The sequence below is a fragment of the Flavobacterium salmonis genome (assembly GCF_903819435.1).
GTDB lineage: Bacteria > Bacteroidota > Bacteroidia > Flavobacteriales > Flavobacteriaceae > Flavobacterium > Flavobacterium chungangense.
The window spans coordinates 72,688-93,592 of record NZ_CAIJDP010000057.1 but is presented as its reverse complement, the minus strand read 5'-3'; the positions used below and the strand labels follow the sequence as shown (position 1 = coordinate 93,592).

18 protein-coding genes are annotated in these 20,905 nt (G+C 33.8%); 7 read left to right on the top strand and 11 right to left on the bottom strand.

Translation table 11 applies throughout. The annotated features are described in order from the left end of the window. Nucleotides 1–38: 38 nt before the first annotated feature. The 3 genes from accD to tamL form a co-directional block, all read right to left on the bottom strand. Nucleotides 39–893, bottom strand: coding sequence for an acetyl-CoA carboxylase, carboxyltransferase subunit beta (gene accD / locus FLACHUCJ7_RS02985; RefSeq protein WP_031454270.1), 855 nt, complete (start codon nt 891–893; stop codon nt 39–41). A gap of 91 nt (nt 894–984) precedes the next feature. Further along, nucleotides 985–2,052 carry a class II fructose-bisphosphate aldolase gene (gene fbaA / locus FLACHUCJ7_RS02980; protein ID WP_078227108.1) on the bottom strand — a complete coding sequence of 356 codons (1,068 nt, stop codon included), beginning with the start codon at nt 2,050–2,052 and terminating at the stop codon, nt 985–987. Between the two features lie 59 nt (nt 2,053–2,111). Further along, complete coding sequence (tamL, locus tag FLACHUCJ7_RS02975; RefSeq protein WP_180907866.1) at nt 2,112–4,667, bottom strand: translocation and assembly module lipoprotein TamL; 2,556 nt, start codon at nt 4,665–4,667, stop codon at nt 2,112–2,114. 37 nt (nt 4,668–4,704) lie between these two features. On the opposite strand from tamL, the gene FLACHUCJ7_RS02970 reads away from it, so the two are divergent. After that, entirely contained in the window at nt 4,705–5,433 is a 729-nt protein-coding gene (locus FLACHUCJ7_RS02970; protein WP_180907865.1) for a TrmH family RNA methyltransferase, read from the top strand. 9 nt (nt 5,434–5,442) lie between these two features. Here FLACHUCJ7_RS02970 and porT read toward each other — a convergent pair whose 3' ends face one another. The 4 genes from porT to FLACHUCJ7_RS02950 all read right to left on the bottom strand — a co-directional run bounded on the left by porT (nt 5,443) and on the right by FLACHUCJ7_RS02950 (nt 8,279). Next, a complete protein-coding gene (gene porT, locus FLACHUCJ7_RS02965) occupies nt 5,443–6,159 on the bottom strand; it encodes a type IX secretion/gliding motility protein PorT/SprT (RefSeq protein WP_078227111.1) in 717 nt (238 codons plus the stop codon). A gap of 1 nt (nt 6,160) precedes the next feature. Continuing rightward, complete coding sequence (gene ubiE, locus FLACHUCJ7_RS02960; RefSeq protein ID WP_078227112.1) at nt 6,161–6,892, bottom strand: bifunctional demethylmenaquinone methyltransferase/2-methoxy-6-polyprenyl-1,4-benzoquinol methylase UbiE; 732 nt, start codon at nt 6,890–6,892, stop codon at nt 6,161–6,163. A 547-nt stretch (nt 6,893–7,439) separates the two neighbouring features. Further along, a complete protein-coding gene (locus tag FLACHUCJ7_RS02955; RefSeq protein ID WP_078227113.1) occupies nt 7,440–7,922 on the bottom strand; it encodes a dihydrofolate reductase in 483 nt (160 codons plus the stop codon). A 12-nt stretch (nt 7,923–7,934) separates the two neighbouring features. Then, on the bottom strand, nt 7,935–8,279 hold the full coding sequence (locus tag FLACHUCJ7_RS02950; protein WP_078227114.1) for a 2TM domain-containing protein: 345 nt from the start codon (nt 8,277–8,279) through the stop codon (nt 7,935–7,937). A gap of 239 nt (nt 8,280–8,518) precedes the next feature. On the opposite strand from FLACHUCJ7_RS02950, the gene FLACHUCJ7_RS02945 reads away from it, so the two are divergent. Then, on the top strand, nt 8,519–8,815 hold the full coding sequence (locus FLACHUCJ7_RS02945; protein WP_078227115.1) for an isoamylase early set domain-containing protein: 297 nt from the start codon (nt 8,519–8,521) through the stop codon (nt 8,813–8,815). A gap of 38 nt (nt 8,816–8,853) precedes the next feature. On the opposite strand, the gene FLACHUCJ7_RS02940 is transcribed toward FLACHUCJ7_RS02945, so the two are convergent. The 4 genes from FLACHUCJ7_RS02940 to FLACHUCJ7_RS02925 all read right to left on the bottom strand — a co-directional run bounded on the left by FLACHUCJ7_RS02940 (nt 8,854) and on the right by FLACHUCJ7_RS02925 (nt 12,454). Then, complete coding sequence (locus tag FLACHUCJ7_RS02940; RefSeq protein ID WP_180907864.1) at nt 8,854–9,705, bottom strand: thymidylate synthase; 852 nt, start codon at nt 9,703–9,705, stop codon at nt 8,854–8,856. A 118-nt stretch (nt 9,706–9,823) separates the two neighbouring features. Continuing rightward, entirely contained in the window at nt 9,824–10,447 is a 624-nt protein-coding gene (locus tag FLACHUCJ7_RS02935; RefSeq protein ID WP_031454281.1) for a bifunctional nuclease family protein, read from the bottom strand. A 162-nt stretch (nt 10,448–10,609) separates the two neighbouring features. Next, the gene (locus tag FLACHUCJ7_RS02930) at nt 10,610–11,578 is read right to left on the bottom strand and encodes an electron transfer flavoprotein subunit alpha/FixB family protein (protein WP_180907863.1); all 969 of its coding nucleotides are present in this window, start codon (nt 11,576–11,578) and stop codon (nt 10,610–10,612) included. A gap of 129 nt (nt 11,579–11,707) precedes the next feature. Continuing rightward, nucleotides 11,708–12,454, bottom strand: coding sequence for an electron transfer flavoprotein subunit beta/FixA family protein (locus tag FLACHUCJ7_RS02925; RefSeq protein WP_180907862.1), 747 nt, complete (start codon nt 12,452–12,454; stop codon nt 11,708–11,710). A 538-nt stretch (nt 12,455–12,992) separates the two neighbouring features. On the opposite strand from FLACHUCJ7_RS02925, the gene FLACHUCJ7_RS02920 reads away from it, so the two are divergent. The 5 genes from FLACHUCJ7_RS02920 to FLACHUCJ7_RS02900 all read left to right on the top strand — a co-directional run bounded on the left by FLACHUCJ7_RS02920 (nt 12,993) and on the right by FLACHUCJ7_RS02900 (nt 20,828). After that, nucleotides 12,993–13,970, top strand: coding sequence for a pyruvate dehydrogenase complex E1 component subunit beta (locus FLACHUCJ7_RS02920; protein ID WP_031454284.1), 978 nt, complete (start codon nt 12,993–12,995; stop codon nt 13,968–13,970). Nucleotides 13,971–14,039: 69 nt separating this feature from the next. Then, nucleotides 14,040–16,541, top strand: a complete 2,502-nt coding sequence (locus tag FLACHUCJ7_RS02915; RefSeq protein ID WP_078227117.1) for a DUF5686 family protein — start codon at nt 14,040–14,042, stop codon at nt 16,539–16,541. A gap of 262 nt (nt 16,542–16,803) precedes the next feature. After that, the gene (locus FLACHUCJ7_RS02910) at nt 16,804–17,403 is read left to right on the top strand and encodes a DNA-3-methyladenine glycosylase family protein (RefSeq protein ID WP_180907861.1); all 600 of its coding nucleotides are present in this window, start codon (nt 16,804–16,806) and stop codon (nt 17,401–17,403) included. 212 nt (nt 17,404–17,615) lie between these two features. Next, entirely contained in the window at nt 17,616–18,146 is a 531-nt protein-coding gene (locus tag FLACHUCJ7_RS02905; RefSeq protein ID WP_078227119.1) for an inorganic diphosphatase, read from the top strand. A 108-nt stretch (nt 18,147–18,254) separates the two neighbouring features. After that, nucleotides 18,255–20,828 (top strand): sodium-translocating pyrophosphatase, encoded by a 2,574-nt coding sequence (locus tag FLACHUCJ7_RS02900; RefSeq protein WP_180907860.1) that lies wholly within the window; start codon nt 18,255–18,257, stop codon nt 20,826–20,828. Nucleotides 20,829–20,905 lie beyond the last annotated feature (77 nt).

The window sequence follows — 20,905 nt, the reverse complement described above, 5'->3', positions numbered from 1 at the left end:
AAGCGGATGAGATTTTGATATTTTTAGAAGTTAAAAAACTATCTAATACTATTATTCTGAATTAAATCAATATACAAATTGATTTTGTCTTTCAAATCTTTTCTAGGCGTAATAAAGTCTAGGAAACCATGCTCTAAAAGAAACTCAGCAGTTTGAAAACCTTCCGGTAAATCTTTTCCGGTAGTATCACGAACCACACGCGGACCGGCAAAACCAATCAAAGCACCTGGCTCAGATATGTTTATATCTCCTAACATGGCATAAGACGCAGTAGTTCCACCAGTAGTTGGGTCAGTACATAAAGAAATGTATGGTAAGCCGGCTTCGGCAAGTTGTGCTAATTTTACAGAAGTTTTTGCCAATTGCATTAAAGAATAAGCAGCTTCCATCATACGGGCACCACCTGACTTAGAAATCATTACAAAAGGTAATTTGTTTTTGATCGCATGATCAATACCTCTTGCGATTTTTTCACCTACAACTGCTCCCATAGATCCGCCAATAAAAGCGAAATCCATACAGCAGATTACAAGTTCTTTTCCTTTCGATTTTCCTACTCCGGTACGTACAGCGTCTTTAAGATGTGTTTTTTCCATTACATCTTTCAATCGCTCAGCATATTTTTTTGTGTCCACAAAATGCAAAGGATCTTTTGATGTCATGTTTTTATCCAACTCAACAAATTCATTGTTGTCGAATAAAATTTCAAAATAGATTGCGCTTCCAATTCTAACGTGAAAATCATCTTCAGGACTTACGAATAAATTTCTCGCTAATTCATCAGCGTCAATAATTTTTCCAGTAGGAGATTTGTACCACAATCCTTTCGGAACGTCCATCTTATCTTCTGTAGCAGTCGTAATCCCTTTTTCCTGTCTTTTAAACCAAGCCATTTGTTCTAGTGTTCAGTGTTCAGTAATCAATTTTTAGTGTTCAGTTTTTAGCGTTTAGTAAAACTGAACACTAAAAACTGAACACTGAATACTATAAAGTATTTACGTTATTCAAATCTGCAAAAGCTTGCTCAAGTCTTGCGTTGAATGTCACTTCGCTTTCACGAACCCATCTTCTTGGGTCATAATATTTTTTGTTTGGAACATCTGCACCTTCAGGGTTACCAATTTGAGATTTCAAATACTCAAGATTTTTAACCATATAATCACGGATTCCTTCAGTGTATGCAAATTGTAAATCTGTATCGATGTTCATTTTGATAACTCCGTAGCTAATTCCTTCTCTGATTTCTTCAAGTGTAGAACCTGAACCTCCGTGGAAAACGAAATCTACCGGGTTGTGTCCAGTGTTGAATTTGTTTTGAACGTAATCCTGAGAATTTTTTAAGATTTTTGGAGTTAATTTTACGTTTCCTGGTTTGTAAACACCGTGAACGTTTCCAAAAGCAGCGGCAATTGTAAATTTAGGACTTATTTTAGATAATTCTTCGTAAGCATAAGCAACTTCTTCTGGCTGCGTATATAATTTTGAGCTGTCTACATCAGAGTTGTCAACACCATCTTCTTCTCCACCTGTAATACCAAGCTCGATTTCTAATGTCATTCCCATTTTGCTCATTCTGGCCAAATATTCTTTACAGATTTCAATGTTTTCTTCGATTGGCTCCTCAGACAAATCGATCATGTGAGAACTGAATAATGGTTTCCCTGTTTCTGCAAAATGTTTTTCAGATGCATCTAACAAACCATCAATCCAAGGCAATAATTTTTTTGCGCAGTGGTCAGTATGTAAAATTACAGTTGCACCGTAGGCTTCTGCTAAAGTATGAATGTGTTTTGCTCCTGCGATTCCACCAGCTATTGCTGCTTTTTCACCTGCATTAGATAATCCTTTTCCAGCGTTAAATTGTGCTCCTCCGTTTGAAAACTGAATGATAACCGGTGCGTTAAGTTTTGCAGCAGTTTCAAGAACTCCGTTAATTGTACTTGAGCCTGTTACGTTTACTGCAGGAAGTGCAAATCCTTTTTCTTTTGCATAATTAAAGATTTCCTGTACTTGATCTCCTGTAGCCACTCCTGGTTTAATATTGTGTGCCATTGTAATTTTTTTTAGTTGTTTTTAGGTTTTTAGGTTGCAAAAATAAGAATTAATTAGCATTAGAATGGATAATTTATCCCAAAATTTAAAACCGAGTGCCCAAAATTGTATTCTTTAAACCATCTGTCTCCCTTGTCATGCGCCGGATTATAAGTCTTAAAGCCTAAATCTAAACGAATAACAAAAAAGCTTAAATCGTACCGTAAACCAAATCCGGATCCTAAAGCAATTTCATCGAAATCGTTTAAGCTGGAGAATTTTGCTTTTTCATCAGTTACATTATCGAGAACATTCCAGATATTTCCGGCATCTGCAAAAATTGCCCCCTTAACATCTCCGAAAATTTTGAACCTAAATTCGCCACTAAGAGCGATTTTCATATTGGCTTCATTAAAATCATTTACGGCATTTGTACTTCCGGGGCCTAATGCATAAGGTTGCCATGCACGATTGTCATTTGAACCCCCGGAATAATAACTTCGCGAAAAAGGAATGTAATCTGAGTTTCCAAAAGGAATTGCTATTCCAAAAAAGCTTCTCACAGCCAATACTTTTTCTTTTCCAAAATCCCAGTGCTTGATGTAGTCAAATTCGGTTTTTAAGTATTCGGAATATGCCAGATTAAAGATCTCGTAATCGCCATTTGAATTTTTTGGTAAACTTGCCACATTTGAAATAGCCGATAACAAAGTACCTGCAGATTCTATTTTGGTTTTAAATTGATAAAAGGTATTATCTGCTAAATCCTTTTTAGTTGTTTTGGTAAACGTATAACTGGTGGCTAAAATAAAATCATTTTCAGTTAAACGTACTCTTCTTTCTTCTATGCTTTCAACATCTTTGTATTCCGGATCTGATGGTGTTAGTGCTGTTCTTTTATTTATAACATCATCTGTAAAACCTGTTGTTCCCTCATTTATTTTCAAATTTCCGTTATTATCAACATTAGATTCAGTAACATTATATACGTTTGCAATATTGTTTAATTCATCATAAGAAGAAGTATAAACCTTAAAATAATTAGCAGGGTTTAGGTTACGAACATATTGTGCATTTAGTAAATCTAATTTTGCAGAATTATATCTTTTTGGAGACCAAAGATAGGATAGACCCCCGGTGAAACTTTCTTTGTCCAGTCCGATGTTCCTTTGTTTAGAAAAACCAGCCGCTATTGATGTAGATGGAATCATGCTTTTTGGAATAATCTTTTCAGTGCCAAAAGGCATTAGAATTCTCGGGAAATTAAGTTTCATGTCAACTCCATATTCAGAAACATTAAAGAAATTATCATTAGGATTCGCCATGTCTTTTGATGAACCTATATTTGCACGGGCAGAAATTTCTAAGGTTTCAGCTCTGTTAAAGACATTTCGAATTGTTTCTGAAACACTGGCTCCAATTCCAAAATCCTGGATATTGGAATGGGTTAAATCTAAAGTAGCTCCAAAACTGTATTTTTTTCTTGGCGTTAAATAAACTTTTGCAATTAATGATTGTGATGTAGAATCCCGTTTGTCAACTTCGTATTGTATCGATGGATAATTGAAAATTTTCAGATTGTTTAAATAACGTGTTGAAAGAGTAGTTCTAAAATCAGCATAAGTTCCGCCCTTGGTAATAAAAATCGCGTCTGTAATAGCGCGGGGTTTGTATTTTAATTTGTCATAACTATACAAATTAAAGTTGTTGTAGGTAGTACTGTCCTTAATTTGGCTTTTTGCACGTGCGGGAGAATAATCAGTATAAATATTAACGTCACTTATTTTATACAATTTAAAAGGTTCTGTTCTGCTGGAATCCTTTTCTTGTATGCTGTTGTTTTTAATAATTAGATTTATATCTGCTTTGTTTTTTTTACCAATAGTGTCAACGTCGAAAGTAACATAAGTTGGTTGAAAAAAGTAGGCACCGTGATTTCTAAAATAGGTAGTAATACGATTTTTTTCTTCTTCAAAATCACTTGTTTTAAATTGATTTCCTGATTTTAAAACAGAAGGCTCAGGATTTTTTGTATATAATGAATCTAAAGCCGGAGTGCTAATACTGGTTCTAATAGAATCTAAAGTGTAAACAGGTCCGGTTGTAATATTGTAATTAATTTTTGCCTTTTTATAACCTACGCTGTCTATGTTGTAATTCGTTGCTACATTAAAATATCCGTTGTTAAAATAATAAGATTTTAAGCGAAGTAAAGTTTTTTTAGTTTTTGAGGTATCAATAATTACAGGAGCTTCACCGGTTTTCTTTAAGAACTCATGAATTCCTTTGTACAAAAAAGATTGCCCAAGACGATCAACTTGCTTAGCAGATAATATTTTCGACTGACGTTCGTATTTGCCCGGGTTGTTTTTAAATTTTGCCTGATAGGAAGAATCGGGATTTAATTTCGCCAGATTATATAGATTTAATCGCAGCTTGTATCCTAATAAATTACTATTAGGTTTTTGATACATTTGATTTGAAGCGGTTTCATCATTTGTAGATTTGCCATTTACAATAATGTCATTTTTTGTAAGTAAGCTTTTTCCGTTTGGGACTCTTTTCACAGCATTACAAGCGCAAATAAATATTGCTATTAGAATAAATGCTGTTATTTTTGTAAAAATCTTTTTCAAGTGTTTTTAAATATTTAATTCAAAAGTACATTATTTTATGATTAGTAAAAACCAAATAAAACTTATATCAGGTTTACATCAAAAAAAGCAACGTTTTGCTAATCAATTATTTTTTGCTGAAGGAATAAAAGTAATTCAGGAATTGTTGCAATCCAATTTTGAATTAGAGCATTTATTTACCACACAAAATGATTTTGAAACAGTTGCGTTTTCAAAACGTGTTTCTATTACTGAACAAGAACTTAAAAAAATAAGCGCTTTGTCAACTCCAAATACATGTTTGGCTGTATTCAAAATTCCTGCCGAAAATTCTATAATCGACTCAGGCTTAATTGTAGCTTTAGACGATATACGTGATCCGGGAAATTTAGGAACCATTTTAAGGCTTTGCGACTGGTTTGGAATTCAACAAATTATTTGCTCAAAAGAGACAGTTGATATTTACAATCCTAAAGTAGTTCAGGCCACAATGGGGTCTATTACAAGAGTAAATGTTAATTATGTTGATTTGAAATCTTTTATAACAAACGCAAAATTGCCTGTTTTTGGAACTTTTATGAATGGTGAAAATATTTATCAATCTGTATTGCCTCAAAACGGAATCATTATTATGGGTAATGAAGCCAATGGTATTTCAGCAGAGATTGAAAAAATGGTAACAAGCCGACTCACAATTCCCAGATTTGGGACACTACAAAAAACTGAAAGTTTAAATGTAGCCACCGCCACCGCTATTGTTCTTAGTGAGTTTAAACGAAATTGTTAAGCTTTTGTTTTAATGAAAAGTAAAATTTATTAAAATTGCTCTCGATTTCATAGAATCTATGTTGTCTGTCCAGGGACTATTTGGATTTTCAGGTGTTTTATTGTCCCTGATTAATTCATCCGTTATGCCAAACATACCCCTGATAGATGGCGAAAAAATAAAATACTCTGAGAAGATATCTATACCGAAACCAATTTCATAAGCAGAACTCCAGGTTTTTGCTCTAAATGTACCTTCGAAATTATCATCTCTGGATTTTGAATTACTGGATAAATTTAAAGTTGTAGAAAGTCCTCCTGTTAAAAACGGGCGTATATTTCCGGTGCGTAAAGCTGAAAATTTCAATAACAAAGGAAAATGAATGTAAGTACTGTTAACTTCTCTTAAATAATCATTTTCTGAAGTGAAATTAGCAAAATGTAAATCTCGTTTTGTATAGTACAAACCTGGTTCAAAACGTAAATTGATGTATTCCTGCAATCTTAAATCTGCGACAACCCCAACATTAAACCCTGTTGTTTTTTTTACCTGGATATCCTGTACGACTTCTTTGTAATCAAATTTGAAATCAAAGCTGTTAAAACCTAAATAATACCCAAAGTATAGGCGTTGTTTTTGCCAGTTTTCCAGGTTAATAATAGGGTCTTTGCTAAACATACTTTTAGCAAATTGAGAATATCCCTGTGTCGATAATACTAATAAAATTAAGATTACTGTTTTTTTCATACTATTTTTTAGAAGCAGAATATAGGGTTGCTACACCAAAAGTTTGCGGCATTGCCACAACATCTATAAACCCAATTTTTCTCAAAATATTGTTCAAAGCTTCTCCATAAGGAAAAGCAGCTGCGGATTCTGATAAATATCCATAAGCTGAATTATCTTTGGAGAATAATTTTCCGATAATTGGAAGTATATTTTTGGTGTAAAAACGATATCCTTGTTTATAAGGTGTTTTAACAGGAACTGAAGTTTCTAAAATTACAAATACACCATTTGGTTTTAAAACTCTTAAAATTTCGGCAAAGCCTTTTTCTAAATTCTCAAAATTTCTAACACCAAAACTAACAGTTATGGCATCAAAGTAATTATCCTCAAAAGGCATATTTTCAGAATCAGCTAAGACTAATTCAATTCTGTTTGAAAGTTTTTTTTCTTCTACTTTTTTTCTGCCAACTTCAAGCATTCCGGCTGAAATATCTAGGCCAATAATTTTTTCGGCATTACTTTGTGCCATCAAAATGGCAAGATCTCCGGTTCCAGTAGCAATGTCAAGTATAATTTTTGGTTTTGAATCAGAAACTATTTTCAAAACTTTTTTACGCCATTTTACATCTATTCCAAACGAAATTACACGATTTAAATTATCGTAGTTTCCTGATATAGTGTCAAACATTTGTGCAACTTGTTCTTTTTTGCCTAATGTTGAGTTTTTGTACGGAGTTATTTTTTCAGACATTTTTTTTATTTACGCAAATATAACATAAAGTATTTAACTGCAATTGTGTTTCTCAATTACGATAGAAAATGTTTTTTCAGACTTGGTTATAAAATCACTAAAAGTGGGTATTGTAGGTAAAGTATTTATTGGTCAATTTAGCATCTGTAAAAATGTTAATATTTTTTCAATGATAAATAGAGATACAATGACCCAAATCAAATGGGTGCTCCTTGCGCTTAGCATCTCATTTGTTCTTGTAAGCTGTTTTGAAAGTACTGTTTTTGAGAGCAGTATTATATTTAAAGTGCAAAATACGTTCTTAGGATTAAATTTGTTTTTGGAAATTTTAATTTTCTTTGCCTTTAGTACCTTCGTGGTATTTGGTATTAAGGGTTTTTTTGAGATGTACTCTCAAAAAATATCAAATGTTATCATATTCCTTTCCGGAGTATTTTTAATATTTGTAATTTTTATTTTATGTTATCAAATATTGTTTCAGGAGTAGGTCATTGCTCTAATCATTGGATTTAAATAAAAACATCCTCAAGAAATTGAGGATGTTTTTTTATTTTTTGATATACGTTTCATACGTATAGTCATAAAGATGGGTGTCATCTTTGAAGTTTTCTTCGGATTCTACCAATTGCCATTCCCTTTCATTAAATTTAGGGAAAAAGGCATCAGCGTCAAAAGTATGATGTACGCGTGTTATTTCTATTATATCAGCATACTGTAATCCTAAAGTATAAATTTCTCCTCCTCCTATAATATATGAGTCTTCGTTTTCTGGGCATAGTGCAATTGCTTTTTCAATACTGTCAACCACAATACAACCTCCTGGGTTGTAATTTTCCTGACGGGATATTACAATATGCGTCCTGTTTGGTAACGGTTTCGGGAAACTTTCAAAAGTTTTTCTCCCCATTATAATATGGTGATTGGTCGTAAGAGATTTGAATCTTTTAAAATCATTTGGGAGATGCCAGACTAATTTGTTTTTTTTTCCCAAGGCATTGTTTTCGGCAACGGCCGCTATCATTATAAGCATAGTATATTAAAACTAAATATTATTTTCAAGAGTTTCACTTATGGAAGATTCTAATTGATTGATTCTCTTTTGCTGAAGTGAAACTAAGCGTTCGATCTGCTCTCTTTCCCATTTTTTATTCATAAATCTATCGGTTATGTAAATTTTTATGAAGTGCAAAATAAAAATAAAAAACCATAATGTAATGATCCAAATACACCAATTTTTTTCTTCACCAATACGTAATCCAAAAAAAACATCAGCAACAAATAAGAATAAACTTCCTAACAGAAAAAGTACAAAATGAAAATATAATACTTTTTTTTGTCTAATTCTTTTACGGGCATATTCGTATTGTTCGTGCACTTCTTTTTCCATAAATTATTAAAAATTAGAATATAAAGTTATAATTTATTTTGAGAACTCACTATTTTCAATAAATAATATTTGCTTCAAAATTGGCGATAAATCCGAATTCAAAAATTTTAAGGCTTTAAAATAGGGATATTGTAAAAAAAAATGTTTCTAATTGCCAGAATGATAAATCATATCGATAGGCATTGTTTACTGAACTGAATTCGCGAACTTTGAGGTATAAACCTAAAAATGAAACTGTTATGTCTTTAAAAAAGCAATTTGTAAAAACTAAACCAGTTGTGAAAGTTACATTTTCAATTGATGCCAAAGATGCTGATTCTGTAGCTGTGGTAGGAGATTTTAATAACTGGAACATAGAGGAAGGAACTTTGAGTAAACTAAAAAACGGAACTTTTAAAGCTACTTATGACTTGGTAAAAGATGCTATTTATGAGTTTAAGTATGTAATTGATGGATTGTATGTGAATGATCCTGAAGCAGATTCATACAGATGGAATGATTTTGCAGGAAGTGAAAATAGTGTTTTAGTTTTATAAAAAAATCCGCTTAAATTTAAGCGGATTTTTTTATAAAACTATACAGCAACACTTCCTTTTATTCCCGCGTGTGGTTCGTAATCTAAAAGTGTAAAATCATTATAATCAAAATCAAAGATGTTTTTAATCTCAGGATTTAAAATCATTTTTGGTAATGGTTTTGGTTCACGTGTTAATTGCAATTCCAGTTGTTCGAAATGATTGTTGTAAATGTGGACGTCACCAAAAGTATGAATAAATTCACCATATTCTAAATCGCAAACCTGGGCAATCATCATGGTCAATAAAGCATAAGAAGCAATATTAAAAGGAACGCCTAAAAAGATATCAGCACTTCGTTGGTACAATTGACAGGATAATTTTCCTTTTGTTTCACCTTTTTCGAGATCCGGACTGCTTACATAAAACTGAAAAAAGGCATGGCAGGGAGGTAAGGCAGCTTTATTGTTTGCTACATTTTCCTCAAATGATTTTTTAGTATCCGGAAGAACTGATGGATTCCATGCCGAAACTAACATTCTTCGGCTGTTTGGATTTGTTTTTAACTCGGTAATTAACTCAGAAATCTGATCGATTTCCTCGCTGTTCCAATTGCGCCATTGATGCCCGTAAACCGGTCCTAAATCACCATTTGAGTCTGCCCAGGCATCCCATATTTTTACTCCGTTTTCCTGGAGGTATTTGATATTAGTATCTCCTTTTAAAAACCAAAGCAATTCATAAATAATTGACTTTAAGTGTAATTTTTTGGTTGTGACCATTGGAAAGCCTTCGCTTAAATCAAAACGCATCTGGTAGCCAAAGACGCTTTTAGTTCCGGTTCCGGTTCGGTCACCTTTTTGATTGCCGTTTTCTAAAACGTGTTTTACCAGGTCTAAGTATTGTTTCATGATTGCTTTAAGCTTTAAGCCGTAAGCTTTAGGCTTTTTCCTAATTGCTTTTAGCTTGTTTTTTTATGTTTTGTGCTTTAAGCTTATTGCCTAAAGCTTATGGCTTATAGCCTTAAAATTATCTTCTTGAAATTTCGTCTCTGATTTTTGCTGCTTTTTCATAATCTTCCTGAGAAACGGCCTGATCTAAAAGTTCGTTTAGCTCTTGTAAACTGTGTTTAGCATAAACATCTCCGGATTGATTGGTTTCTTCTTCATGCCCAAAAGTTTCGGGATTAGAAAGTACATCATCAAGTTCCTGAGAACCCTGATCAGCGTCAGCAGTATTCGATTTCAAATAAATTCCTGCTTTATCTAAAATATTTTTATAAGTAAAAATTGGAGCGCTAAACCTCAATGCTAAAGCAATTGCATCAGATGTTCTTGCATCAATAATTTCTTCGATTTTATCTCTTTCGCAAATTAAACTTGAATAAAAGACACCGTCAACTAATTTGTGAATAATGACTTGCTTTACAACGATATCAAATCTTTCAGCGAAATTTTTGAATAAATCATGTGTTAATGGGCGAGGAGGTTTAATTTCTTTTTCTAATGCAATAGCGATTGACTGGGCTTCAAAAGCACCAATAACAATTGGTAATTTTCTTTCGCCATCGACTTCGTTCAAAATTAAGGCATAAGCGCCATTTTGAGTTTGACTGTATGAAATTCCTTTTATTGATAGTTTTACTAGACTCATATATGTTTGTAAAAAAGGCACTTAGTACCTCATTTTAATACTTTTTTTGATTCGAAATAAAGGTGCAATTTTAATCAAAAAATATGGAACAAAAAAGCCACCTAAAGCAAAGATACAATTATCTTGTTTTTAGGTGGCTATATTTTTATAGAGATTTTTAAATTATGAATGCTGTGCTTTAAAAGCTTTTAATTTCTCAATTAAATTTGGCACGATTTCAAATGCGTCTCCAACTATACCATAATCCGCTACTTTAAAGAAAGGAGCTTCGGGATCACTATTTATAACCACTTTTACTTTTGATGAGTTGATACCTGCGATATGCTGGATAGCTCCGGAAATTCCAACTGCAATATATAAATTTGTGGCAACTGGCTTGCCTGTTTGTCCAACGTGTTCACTGTGAGGTCTCCATCCTAAATCAGAAACTGGTTTAGAGCATGCAGTTGCGGCTCCTAAAACTGCAGCTAAATCTTCAATTAATCCCCAGTTTTCAGGACCCTTTAATCCGCGCCCTCCGGAAACTACTATATCTGCGTCAGCTATTGAAACTTTACCGCTTACTTTTTCGACAGATTCTACTTTTACACCAAAATCGTTATCTCCAATTGTAGGATTAAAATCTTCTTCTGTTGCAGATTCTGTACTTTCAAAAATTCCGTAAGAGTTTTTAGCAAGTCCAAGAACCTTAATATCTGTGCTAATTTCTGTGATGTTGAAAGCTTTGTTTGAAAAAGCATTTCTTTTTACCTGAAAAGGAGCTGTACTAACTGGTAATCCAACCACATTTGAAGCAAAACCGGCCTCTAAAGAAACGGCTACCAATGATGAAAGATAAATACTGTCTGTTGTTGAAGAAAGCAAAACTAATTTAGTGGCTTCTTTTTGAGCTGCCTGTTTAATTACATCAGCGTAAGCTTTCGCTGTAAAGCCAGCTAATTTCTCATTGTTTACTTTTAAAACTTTATCAACTCCGTATTTAGCTAATTCGCTAACATCACTGATGTTTACAGCCAAAGCCGTAACAGTAGTGCCTAATGACTCAGCTACTTTTTTAGCATAAGAAGCCAATTCAAAAGCTACTTTTTTAAATTTTCCTTCTGCAGATTCTGCATATATTAATATTGACATAATAATTTTAGATTTTAGATTTGTGATTAACGATTTTAGATTTGTGATTAACGATTTTAGAGTAACTAAATTTTTGATTTTAAATCTGAAATCAAAAATTGTTAATCTTAATTCATTCAATAAAATATCTTAAATCACCTTTGCTTCGTTGTGTAATAAATTGATTAGCTCATCTAAGTTATCTGCAGGAACTAATTTCACTGCTGACTTAGGAGCTGGTTTTTCAAATTTCACTGCCTTAGTGTTTATCGGCGCATCAACAGGCTCAAGAATCGTAAGGGCTTTTGTTCTTGCTGTCATAATTCCTCTCATGTTAGGAATACGAAGATCTTTTTCTTCAACAAGACCTTTTTGTCCTCCAATGATTAATGGAAGAGTAGTGCTTACAGTTTCTTTTCCACCGTCGATTTCACGAACTGCTTTTACGTTATTACCATCAACAGTCAAACTTGTGCAGGAATTTAAGAAGTTTGAACCTAAAATTCCGGCAATCATTCCAGGAACCATTCCGCCATTATAATCTAAAGATTCTTTACCGGCAATTACTAAGTCGTATCCGCCATTTTTGATTACTTCAGCCAATTGTTTTGCAACAAAAAATCCGTCAGTAGGGTTTGCATTTATACGAATCGCTTCGTTTGCACCTATTGCCAAAGCTTTGCGTAAAGTTGGTTCAGTATCAGGACCTCCTACATTTACAACGGTTACGTTAGCTCCTTGTTGTTCCTGAAACCAAATTGCACGTGTTAAACCAAACTCGTCATTAGGATTAATTACATATTGTACACCATTGGTATCAAATTCTGAGTCACCATTGGAGAAGTTGATTTTTGAAGTAGTATCAGGCACATGGCTGATGCAAACTAGTATTTTCATAAGTATATATTTTGAATTTATAATATGCTTTTACAAATTTAGAATTTAATTTGGAATAATTATACTATGCACGCATAATATTTTTAAAAACTATTACGTTTTCGCTTAAGACCGGAAAATATAAAGAGTGTTAGATTAAAAACATTATTTCAGAATGAATTAAAAGCGCCGTTTAGAAAGATTTTTATTGCAAATATTAAATTTTCAAATAGTTGTGATTTTTAAAAAGTAATTTCCGTTTTTTAAAACTTTGTATAATTATAGCCTGCTTCTTTTTGATTGCACTACTTAAAAGAAACTTTTTAGCATTGAAGAATCCAACAAATTATAATAAGTTTGTCTGAAAAAAATAATTATTTGCATAATCTTTATAAAGAAATCGATTTCGTAATTAAGGAAAAGGTACTTTTTAGGTTGAAAACAGCAGTAAACTATAATTAATGCAGAATCTTCCTTTTTTTTAGACTTAATTTATGCTTTTAAGTTATTTAAAATATTTATTTTTGCTCATCAGAAAAAAAGAACATAATATACAACTATGAGAACAATACAATTTAGAGAGGCCATTTGCGAAGCGATGAGCGAAGAAATGCGTCACGATGAATCCATATATTTAATGGGCGAAGAAGTTGCAGAATATAACGGAGCATACAAAGCTTCAAAAGGGATGCTTGCTGAATTTGGCGAAAAAAGAGTAATTGATACTCCAATTGCTGAACTTGGTTTTACAGGAATTGCAGTAGGTTCTGCAATGAATGGTAACCGACCAATTGTAGAATATATGACTTTCAACTTCTGTTTAGTTGGTATTGATCAAATTATAAATAATGCTGCTAAAATGCGTCAAATGACAGGTGGACAATTTAATGTGCCTATCGTTTTTCGTGGACCAACTGCTTCTGCAGGTCAATTAGGAGCAACTCACTCTCAGGCTTTAGAAAACTGGTTTGCTAACACTCCGGGACTTAAAGTTGTAGTTCCTTCGACACCTTACGATGCTAAAGGACTTTTGAAATCAGCTATCCGTGATAATGATCCTGTAATCTTCATGGAATCTGAGCAAATGTATGGTGATAAAGGAGAAGTGCCGGACGGAGAATATACAATTCCGTTAGGAGTTGCCGATGTTAAACGTGAAGGAAAAGATGTTACGATTGTTTCTTTTGGAAAAATTATCAAAGAAGCTTTTATTGCTGCTGATGAATTAGCCAAAGAAGGAATCTCTTGTGAGATCATCGATTTAAGAACCGTTCGTCCAATGGATAATGAAGCGATCTTAAAATCAGTTAAAAAAACAAATCGTTTGGTTATCTTAGAAGAAGCCTGGCCATTTGCCAGCATTTCATCTGAAATCACCTATATTGTACAAGAGCAGGCTTTTGACTTTCTTGATGCGCCAATTCAGCGTATTACAACAGCTGATACACCAGCACCTTACTCTCCTGTTTTACTAAAAGACTGGCTGCCAAATGCAGCTGATGTAGTAAAAGCAGTGAAAAAAGTAATGTACAAATAATAATACATACAAAATTCATAAAAACTTCATCAGTCATAGTTCATTGATGAAGTTTTTTTTTGCCGTAATATGAAAAGAATAATTTTCCTTAGTCTGTTTTTTGTATTTGCTTTTGCAAATAATGCTTTAGCGCAAACTAAAGTGAGTGGAATTGTTATGGACAAATCCAATCAGCCTATTCCGTTTGCAAATGTTGTTTTCAAGGGTTCAAATACGGGTATCGTTTCAAATGAAGATGGTCGTTTTTATTTAGAATCGCCAAATACTTATACTGCTTTACTGGTTACTTCGGCAGGATTTTCAGATAAAGAAATTCCTTTAGAAAAAGCTGTAAACTATGATTTTAAGATTGTTTTAAACGAGCCCGAGGCACTTAGTGAAGTTGTCATTTTTACAGGGAAAACATCAAAAAAGAATAATCCGGCATTGGATATTTTGAGAAAAATATGGGAAAGAAAACGTAAAAACGGTCTCTACCAATTCAATCAATATCAAATGCAGAAGTACGAAAAAGTCGAATTTGACATGAACACTATTGATAGTGCTTTTATGAAAAATAAACTTTTTAAAGGAATGGAGTTTGTTTTCAAGCATGTGGATACTTCTGATGTTACCGGAAAAACCTATTTACCAATTTTTATCAACGAATCTGTTTATGACGTTTACGGGGATAATAAATTAAAAAAAGTAAAGGAAAACATTACAGGAAACAAAATGTCCGGATTCAATGGGAATCAGCAGATTTTGTCTTTTGTAAAAGATCTTTATTCGGACTATAATATTTACGATAATCACCTTAAATTTTTTGATAAGAGTTTTACAAGCCCACTTTCGAAAACAGGAATAGATGTTTATAATTACGTACTGAAAGACAGTGCTTTTATAGACAAAAAATGGTGTTATAATATTGTTTTTTATCCAAGACGTAAAAACGAATTAACTTTTAAGGGAGATTTCTGGGTAAACGACACAACTTTTGCCATTAAGAAAATTAATATGGGCGTTACTAAAAGTGCTAATATTAACTGGGTAAAAGATATTTATATCGAACAGGAATTTGAAGTTGAAAACGACTCGGTTTTTCTTTTGACACGTGACTATATGATGTCTGATTTTGCTTTAAACAAAAAGGAAAAATCAAAAGGAGTTTATGGAAAACGAACGACTTTGTATCGCAATCATAAATTCAACATTCAAAAACCGGAAAAATTTTATAAAGAAGAAGTCAATTTTATAGACAACGCTGTTTATCAACGACCGGATGAATTTTGGGAAGAAAATCGTTTTGAAAAGCTAAACAAAGATGAGCAGGGTATTTATAAAATGCTCGATACTTTACAGACAGTCAAGAAATTTAAACAGCTTTATAGTTTAGTTTCCATTTTAGGAAGTGGTTATGTCGAATTTAAAAACTTTGATTACGGACCTATCTTTTCAACCTTTGGTTATAATGAAGTCGAAGGTTTACGATTAAGAGTTGGAGGAAGAACCTATTTTGGCCCAAATGATCCTTGGCGTATACAAGCCTACACTGCCTATGGCTTTGATGATAATAAGTTCAAATACGGTGTTTCGGGAAAATGGATGGTTGATAAGAAAAACCGAGTAATTATTTCCGGAGGAAACAGGCGTGACATCGAACAAATAGGCGCGAGTTTAACCACTACAAATGATGTTTTAGGAAGAAGTTTTGCTTCTTCGGCTTTGTTTACAACTGGAAGCAACGGAAAACTAACCAATATTAATTTGAGTAACGTTTCTATTGAAATGGAGGCTAAGAAAAACTTTATTGTTTCAGCAGGTTTTTCGTACCGAACGTTAGAATCGGCATCTCAGACATTTAGTTTGGACTACTACAAAGTTCTGCCGTCTGCTTCGGATCCGTCTGGTGTGGTTGAAAATAAAGTGACACAAACTGAGGCCAATATCCAGTTCGAGTTTATGCCAAATCGTAAAACCATTGGTTATGGGGTAGAGCGGGATCTTGTTGATAGTCCTTTCAGTCATTTCTTTGTGAATTTCAGTTATGGACTTAAAGGAGTTATGAATAGTGATTTTGCTTATGAAAAAGTACAATTATTTTATAGGCAGCCCATTATTATAGGACCATTAGGAAGAACAAATATTACCCTTGAAACGGGAAAGACTTTTGGTGCCATTCCGTTAGGATTAATGAGTGTAATTCCGGGGAACCAAACGTATTTTACAATCGAAAATACATTTAGCAACCTGAATTTCTATGAATTTGTAACGGATCAGTATACAACATTGCAATGGAATCATGATTTTGGAGGAAGATTGTTTGCCCGTATTCCATTTATGAGAAAACTGAACTGGAGAGAGTTTGTAGGTATCAGAGCCGTTCATGGAACAATTTCTGATGAAAATCGCGCTTTAAATGCGTCAGGATTACCTTATAATGCCCCGGAAAAAGTATATTGGGAATATAATGCCGGAATTGGAAATATCTTTAAAGTTTTCAGAATTGATTTTTCATGGAGAGGTAATTATTTGAATATGCCGGATGCTGCTAAATTTGCAGTAAAAGGATCTTTCGGATTCTATTTCTAATAAATAAGAAACATAATATTTGTCAATTTCGACGAAGGAGAAATCACACATTAACTCATTATTTGAGCTTGTGTGATTTCTCTTTTTATTTTAAATTAAGTTTTATTTTAAATATTTATTAATTTAGAAGCTATTCCCGCTATTCGTTGCAATCTTTTGTGCCGAACCCCGGCACAAAAGGATTTTCACTACAAACGAAGTTCACTGAACTCCCATTAAAATTAAAGTTAAGTGAAGTAATCGGGGCTAAAAAAATAACGTTATGCAAGAAGCCATCGATTATTTATTAACCAAGAATTCAATATTTCAGGATATTATCGAGAAATATGGATTGCCAACAATTCCCAAAAGGCCTCAGGGTTTTGAAACTTTGGTTTTATTAATTCTCGAACAACAGGTTTCTATAGATTCGGCGAAAGCTACATTCTTAAAAATTAAAGCATATACGACTTGTAATCCGCAGACTATGTTGGTTTTATCTGATGAAGAATTTAGAAATCTTGGTGTGAGCCGTCAGAAAACAAAATACATTAAAATTTTAGCCGAAGCAGTTTTAGATAAAGAATTAGATATCGAAAGCCTGGCGTCAAAATCGGCAAAAGAAGTTCGGGAAGAACTCATTAGATTAAAAGGCATAGGAAACTGGACCATCGATATTTATCTGATGTTTTGTCTTCAGGAACCGGATTTAATTCCGCTTGGAGATATTGCAGTCATAAATACGATCAAAGAATTATTGAATATTCATGACAAAGAGCAAATGGAAATCCATACGAAACAATGGAGCCCGTATCGGTCTTATGCGACCTATTTGCTTTGGCATTATTACTTAAATAAGCGAAATCGTAAGATTACATATTAACTATCTGTTATATAAAAGGAAAGTATGTTAATTAATGAATAAAGTATAGAGATTAATGTATTTTTTTCATTGTAAAAAAGGATTCTTTAGGTTACTTTTGCAACCGAAACCCACAAAAATAAAAAAATATTCCGATGAAATAAAAGTGGGTTCCTGACAACCAAAATTTAAATATCATCGGGAAGAAATTATAGATATAATAAAAAAAGAAAATGACCGCAGACAAACTAACAACTTTCGATGTATTGATCGAAATACCAAGAGGAAGCAGAAATAAATATGAGTACGATTTTGAAATCAAAAGAATGCGTTTCGACAGAATGTTATTCTCTTCGATGATGTACCCGGCAGATTACGGATTTATCCCTGAAACTTTAGCTCTTGACGGTGACCCTCTTGATGTATTGGTTTTGATCAACGAACCAACTTTCCCTGGATGTGTGATAGAAGTTAAGCCAATTGGAGTTTTCCACATGGCAGATGACAAAGGACCGGATGAAAAAATTATCTGTGTGCCGGTTTCTGATCCAATCTGGAATTCATTAAACGACCTTTCTGACATTAACGGACACTTATTAAAAGAAATCGAGCATTTCTTCCAGGTTTACAAAGACCTTGAAAACAAAAAAGTAGATGTAGAAGGATGGGGAGACGTAAACGAAGCATTCGCTATTATTAAAGAATGTACAGATCGTTTTAATCAAATTGAAAACAAACCAGAAGGATTATTTAGTATTAAATAATTTCAGGCATCATATTTTGTAAAAAAAGCAATACTCCGTTAAGAGTATTGCTTTTTTGTTTAAATTCGTTTTGTTAGTTTGTTGACTATTAACCAAAACCAATAAAATATGAATGCATTTATGATTTACCTGCCTATAGTAATGGCAGTTTTAGGATTACTTTTCATGGGAATAAAAAGGAGTTGGGTTTTAAAACAAGATGCCGGCGATGGCAAGATGAAAGAGATTTCAGATTACATTTACGAAGGAGCCTTAGCCTTCTTAAAAGCCGAATATAAGCTATTGACCATCTTCGTAATTATTGCAAGCTTAGCTTTGGCAGGAATTACTTTTATTCCAGGTGTAAAAACACATTTATTAATCGTAGTTGCATTTATTTTTGGCGCATTATTTTCAGCTTATGCAGGTAACATAGGGATGAAAATCGCAACCAAAACAAACGTTAGAACCACTCAGGCAGCCAGAACAAGTTTGCCACAGGCCTTGAAAGTTTCTTTTGGAGGCGGAACCGTAATGGGACTTGGAGTTGCAGGTTTGGCGGTTTTAGGCTTAACCACCTTTTTCATCATATTCTTTAATTTGTTTTCTGGCGGAGTCTGGAAAGACACAGAAACAATGACCGTAGTTCTTGAAACCTTAGCAGGATTTTCACTTGGTGCAGAATCAATTGCATTATTTGCCAGAGTTGGAGGCGGAATCTACACAAAAGCAGCTGATGTTGGGGCTGATTTAGTTGGTAAAGTTGAAGCAGGAATTCCGGAAGATGATCCTCGTAATCCGGCCACAATTGCAGATAACGTGGGAGATAATGTAGGAGACGTTGCGGGTATGGGAGCTGATTTGTTTGGATCTTACGTGGCGACAGTTTTGGCAGCAATGGTTTTGGGGAATTATGTGATAAAAGATATGGGCGGAAGTATCAATGATGCTTTTGGTGGAATTGGGCCAATTTTACTTCCGATGGCAATTGCCGGTTTCGGAATCTTATTCTCCATTATTGGAACTACAGTCGTAAAAATATCAGATGACAATGCAAAAGAAGCACAAGTACAGAAAGCATTAAATATAGGAAACTGGATTTCAATTGTTTTAACCGCGATCGCCTGCTACTTTTTAGTACAATACATGTTGCCCGAAACAATGCAAATGAGTTTTTTTGGAGAAGGCTCTAAAGACATTTCATCAATGCGTGTTTTTTACGCAACATTGGTCGGATTAGTGGTTGGTGGAGCCATTTCATCCGTAACAGAATATTATACAGGATTAGGGACAAAACCAGTATTAGCGATTGTTCAGAAATCATCTACCGGAGCCGGAACTAATGTAATTGCTGGTTTAGCAACGGGAATGATTTCTACTTTTCCAACCGTAATTTTGTTTGCTGCAGCAATCTGGATTTCGTATGCTTTGGCTGGATTTTATGGAGTTGCTTTAGCCGCATCTGCAATGATGGCAACAACGGCTATGCAATTGGCAATAGATGCGTTCGGACCAATTTCAGATAATGCGGGAGGAATCGCAGAGATGAGTGAACTGCCAAAAGAAGTTCGTACCAGAACAGATATTTTAGATTCTGTAGGAAACACAACTGCTGCAACAGGAAAAGGATTTGCAATTGCTTCCGCAGCTTTGACTTCATTGGCCTTATTTGCAGCTTATGTAACGTTTACAGGAATTGACGGAATCAACATCTTCAAAGCGCCAGTTTTAGCCATGTTGTTTGTCGGTGGAATGATTCCGGTTGTTTTCTCCGCTTTAGCGATGAATTCTGTTGGAAAAGCAGCGATGGATATGGTTTACGAAGTGCGTCGCCAGTTTAAGGAAATTCCGGGAATTATGGAAGGAACCGGAAAACCGGAATACGGAAAATGTGTTGAAATTTCTACAAAAGCCGCTTTACGCGAAATGATGCTTCCTGGAATTTTAACAATTGGTTTCCCAATTGCCATTGTACTTTTAGGAAAATTGGTTTATATAGACAATAATCAGTTAATTGCAGAAATGTTGGGAGGATATATGGCTGGAGTTACCGTTTCAGGAGTGCTTTGGGCTGTTTTTCAGAACAACGCAGGAGGTGCTTGGGATAATGCGAAAAAATCTTTTGAAGCAGGAGTAATGATCAACGGCGAAATGACTTATAAAGGTTCTGATGCTCATAAAGCAGCAGTAACCGGAGATACTGTTGGTGATCCGTTTAAAGATACTTCGGGGCCTTCAATGAATATCCTGATCAAATTAACTTGTTTGATTGGTTTGGTGGTTGCGCCTATCTTGGGTGATGGTCATTCTTCTCAAACAAATATTCCGCATTGTGGATTGCCTTCTAAAGAAATGAAGTGTTGCATGAAGACTGAAATGCATGCAGGTGGAGTTTCTAAATGTGGAGATCTGTCTGGCATGACCAAAGAAGAATGTATTAAAATGTGTAAAGAAAAAGGCTGCTCTGAAGAAGAAACTGCAAAATGCCTGGCTCATTTTGATGCAAACGGAAAATACGTTCATCAAAAAACAGATTGTTTTGATACCAGTAAATATGATAAAAAACGTGTTGAAGTTAATTTGGCTACCGTAAACGGAGTTACTAAAGGAACTTTAACAAAAACAGAAAATGGCAAAACAACTACTGAAGTTTTTGAAGGAAGTGAAGCGGAGGTAAAAGCAAAAATTGAAGCTGCCAAATAATTTTTTTTGAAATATAAATGATTATAGAAAATTATTGAGCATACTAAATATAAAGTTTGAATTCATAGAACTGTCAA

What these genes read in the sequence shown, in the direction of transcription:
- porT (WP_078227111.1), bottom strand. Translation starts at nt 6,159, where the DNA reads ATGAAAAAAACAGTAATCTTAATTTTATTAGTATTATCGACACAGGGA.
- FLACHUCJ7_RS02925 (WP_180907862.1), bottom strand. Translation starts at nt 12,454, where the DNA reads ATGAAAATACTAGTTTGCATCAGCCATGTGCCTGATACTACTTCAAAA.
- FLACHUCJ7_RS02955 (WP_078227113.1), bottom strand. Translation starts at nt 7,922, where the DNA reads ATGCTTATAATGATAGCGGCCGTTGCCGAAAACAATGCCTTGGGAAAA.
- FLACHUCJ7_RS02915 (WP_078227117.1), top strand. Translation starts at nt 14,040, where the DNA reads ATGAAAAGAATAATTTTCCTTAGTCTGTTTTTTGTATTTGCTTTTGCA.
- FLACHUCJ7_RS02910 (WP_180907861.1), top strand. Translation starts at nt 16,804, where the DNA reads ATGCAAGAAGCCATCGATTATTTATTAACCAAGAATTCAATATTTCAG.
- FLACHUCJ7_RS02930 (WP_180907863.1), bottom strand. Translation starts at nt 11,578, where the DNA reads ATGTCAATATTAATATATGCAGAATCTGCAGAAGGAAAATTTAAAAAA.
- fbaA (WP_078227108.1), bottom strand. Translation starts at nt 2,052, where the DNA reads ATGGCACACAATATTAAACCAGGAGTGGCTACAGGAGATCAAGTACAG.
- FLACHUCJ7_RS02940 (WP_180907864.1), bottom strand. Translation starts at nt 9,705, where the DNA reads ATGAAACAATACTTAGACCTGGTAAAACACGTTTTAGAAAACGGCAAT.
- ubiE (WP_078227112.1), bottom strand. Translation starts at nt 6,892, where the DNA reads ATGTCTGAAAAAATAACTCCGTACAAAAACTCAACATTAGGCAAAAAA.
- accD (WP_031454270.1), bottom strand. Translation starts at nt 893, where the DNA reads ATGGCTTGGTTTAAAAGACAGGAAAAAGGGATTACGACTGCTACAGAA.
- FLACHUCJ7_RS02970 (WP_180907865.1), top strand. Translation starts at nt 4,705, where the DNA reads ATGATTAGTAAAAACCAAATAAAACTTATATCAGGTTTACATCAAAAA.
- FLACHUCJ7_RS02935 (WP_031454281.1), bottom strand. Translation starts at nt 10,447, where the DNA reads ATGAGTCTAGTAAAACTATCAATAAAAGGAATTTCATACAGTCAAACT.
- FLACHUCJ7_RS02950 (WP_078227114.1), bottom strand. Translation starts at nt 8,279, where the DNA reads ATGGAAAAAGAAGTGCACGAACAATACGAATATGCCCGTAAAAGAATT.
- FLACHUCJ7_RS02945 (WP_078227115.1), top strand. Translation starts at nt 8,519, where the DNA reads ATGTCTTTAAAAAAGCAATTTGTAAAAACTAAACCAGTTGTGAAAGTT.
- FLACHUCJ7_RS02900 (WP_180907860.1), top strand. Translation starts at nt 18,255, where the DNA reads ATGAATGCATTTATGATTTACCTGCCTATAGTAATGGCAGTTTTAGGA.
- FLACHUCJ7_RS02905 (WP_078227119.1), top strand. Translation starts at nt 17,616, where the DNA reads ATGACCGCAGACAAACTAACAACTTTCGATGTATTGATCGAAATACCA.
- FLACHUCJ7_RS02920 (WP_031454284.1), top strand. Translation starts at nt 12,993, where the DNA reads ATGAGAACAATACAATTTAGAGAGGCCATTTGCGAAGCGATGAGCGAA.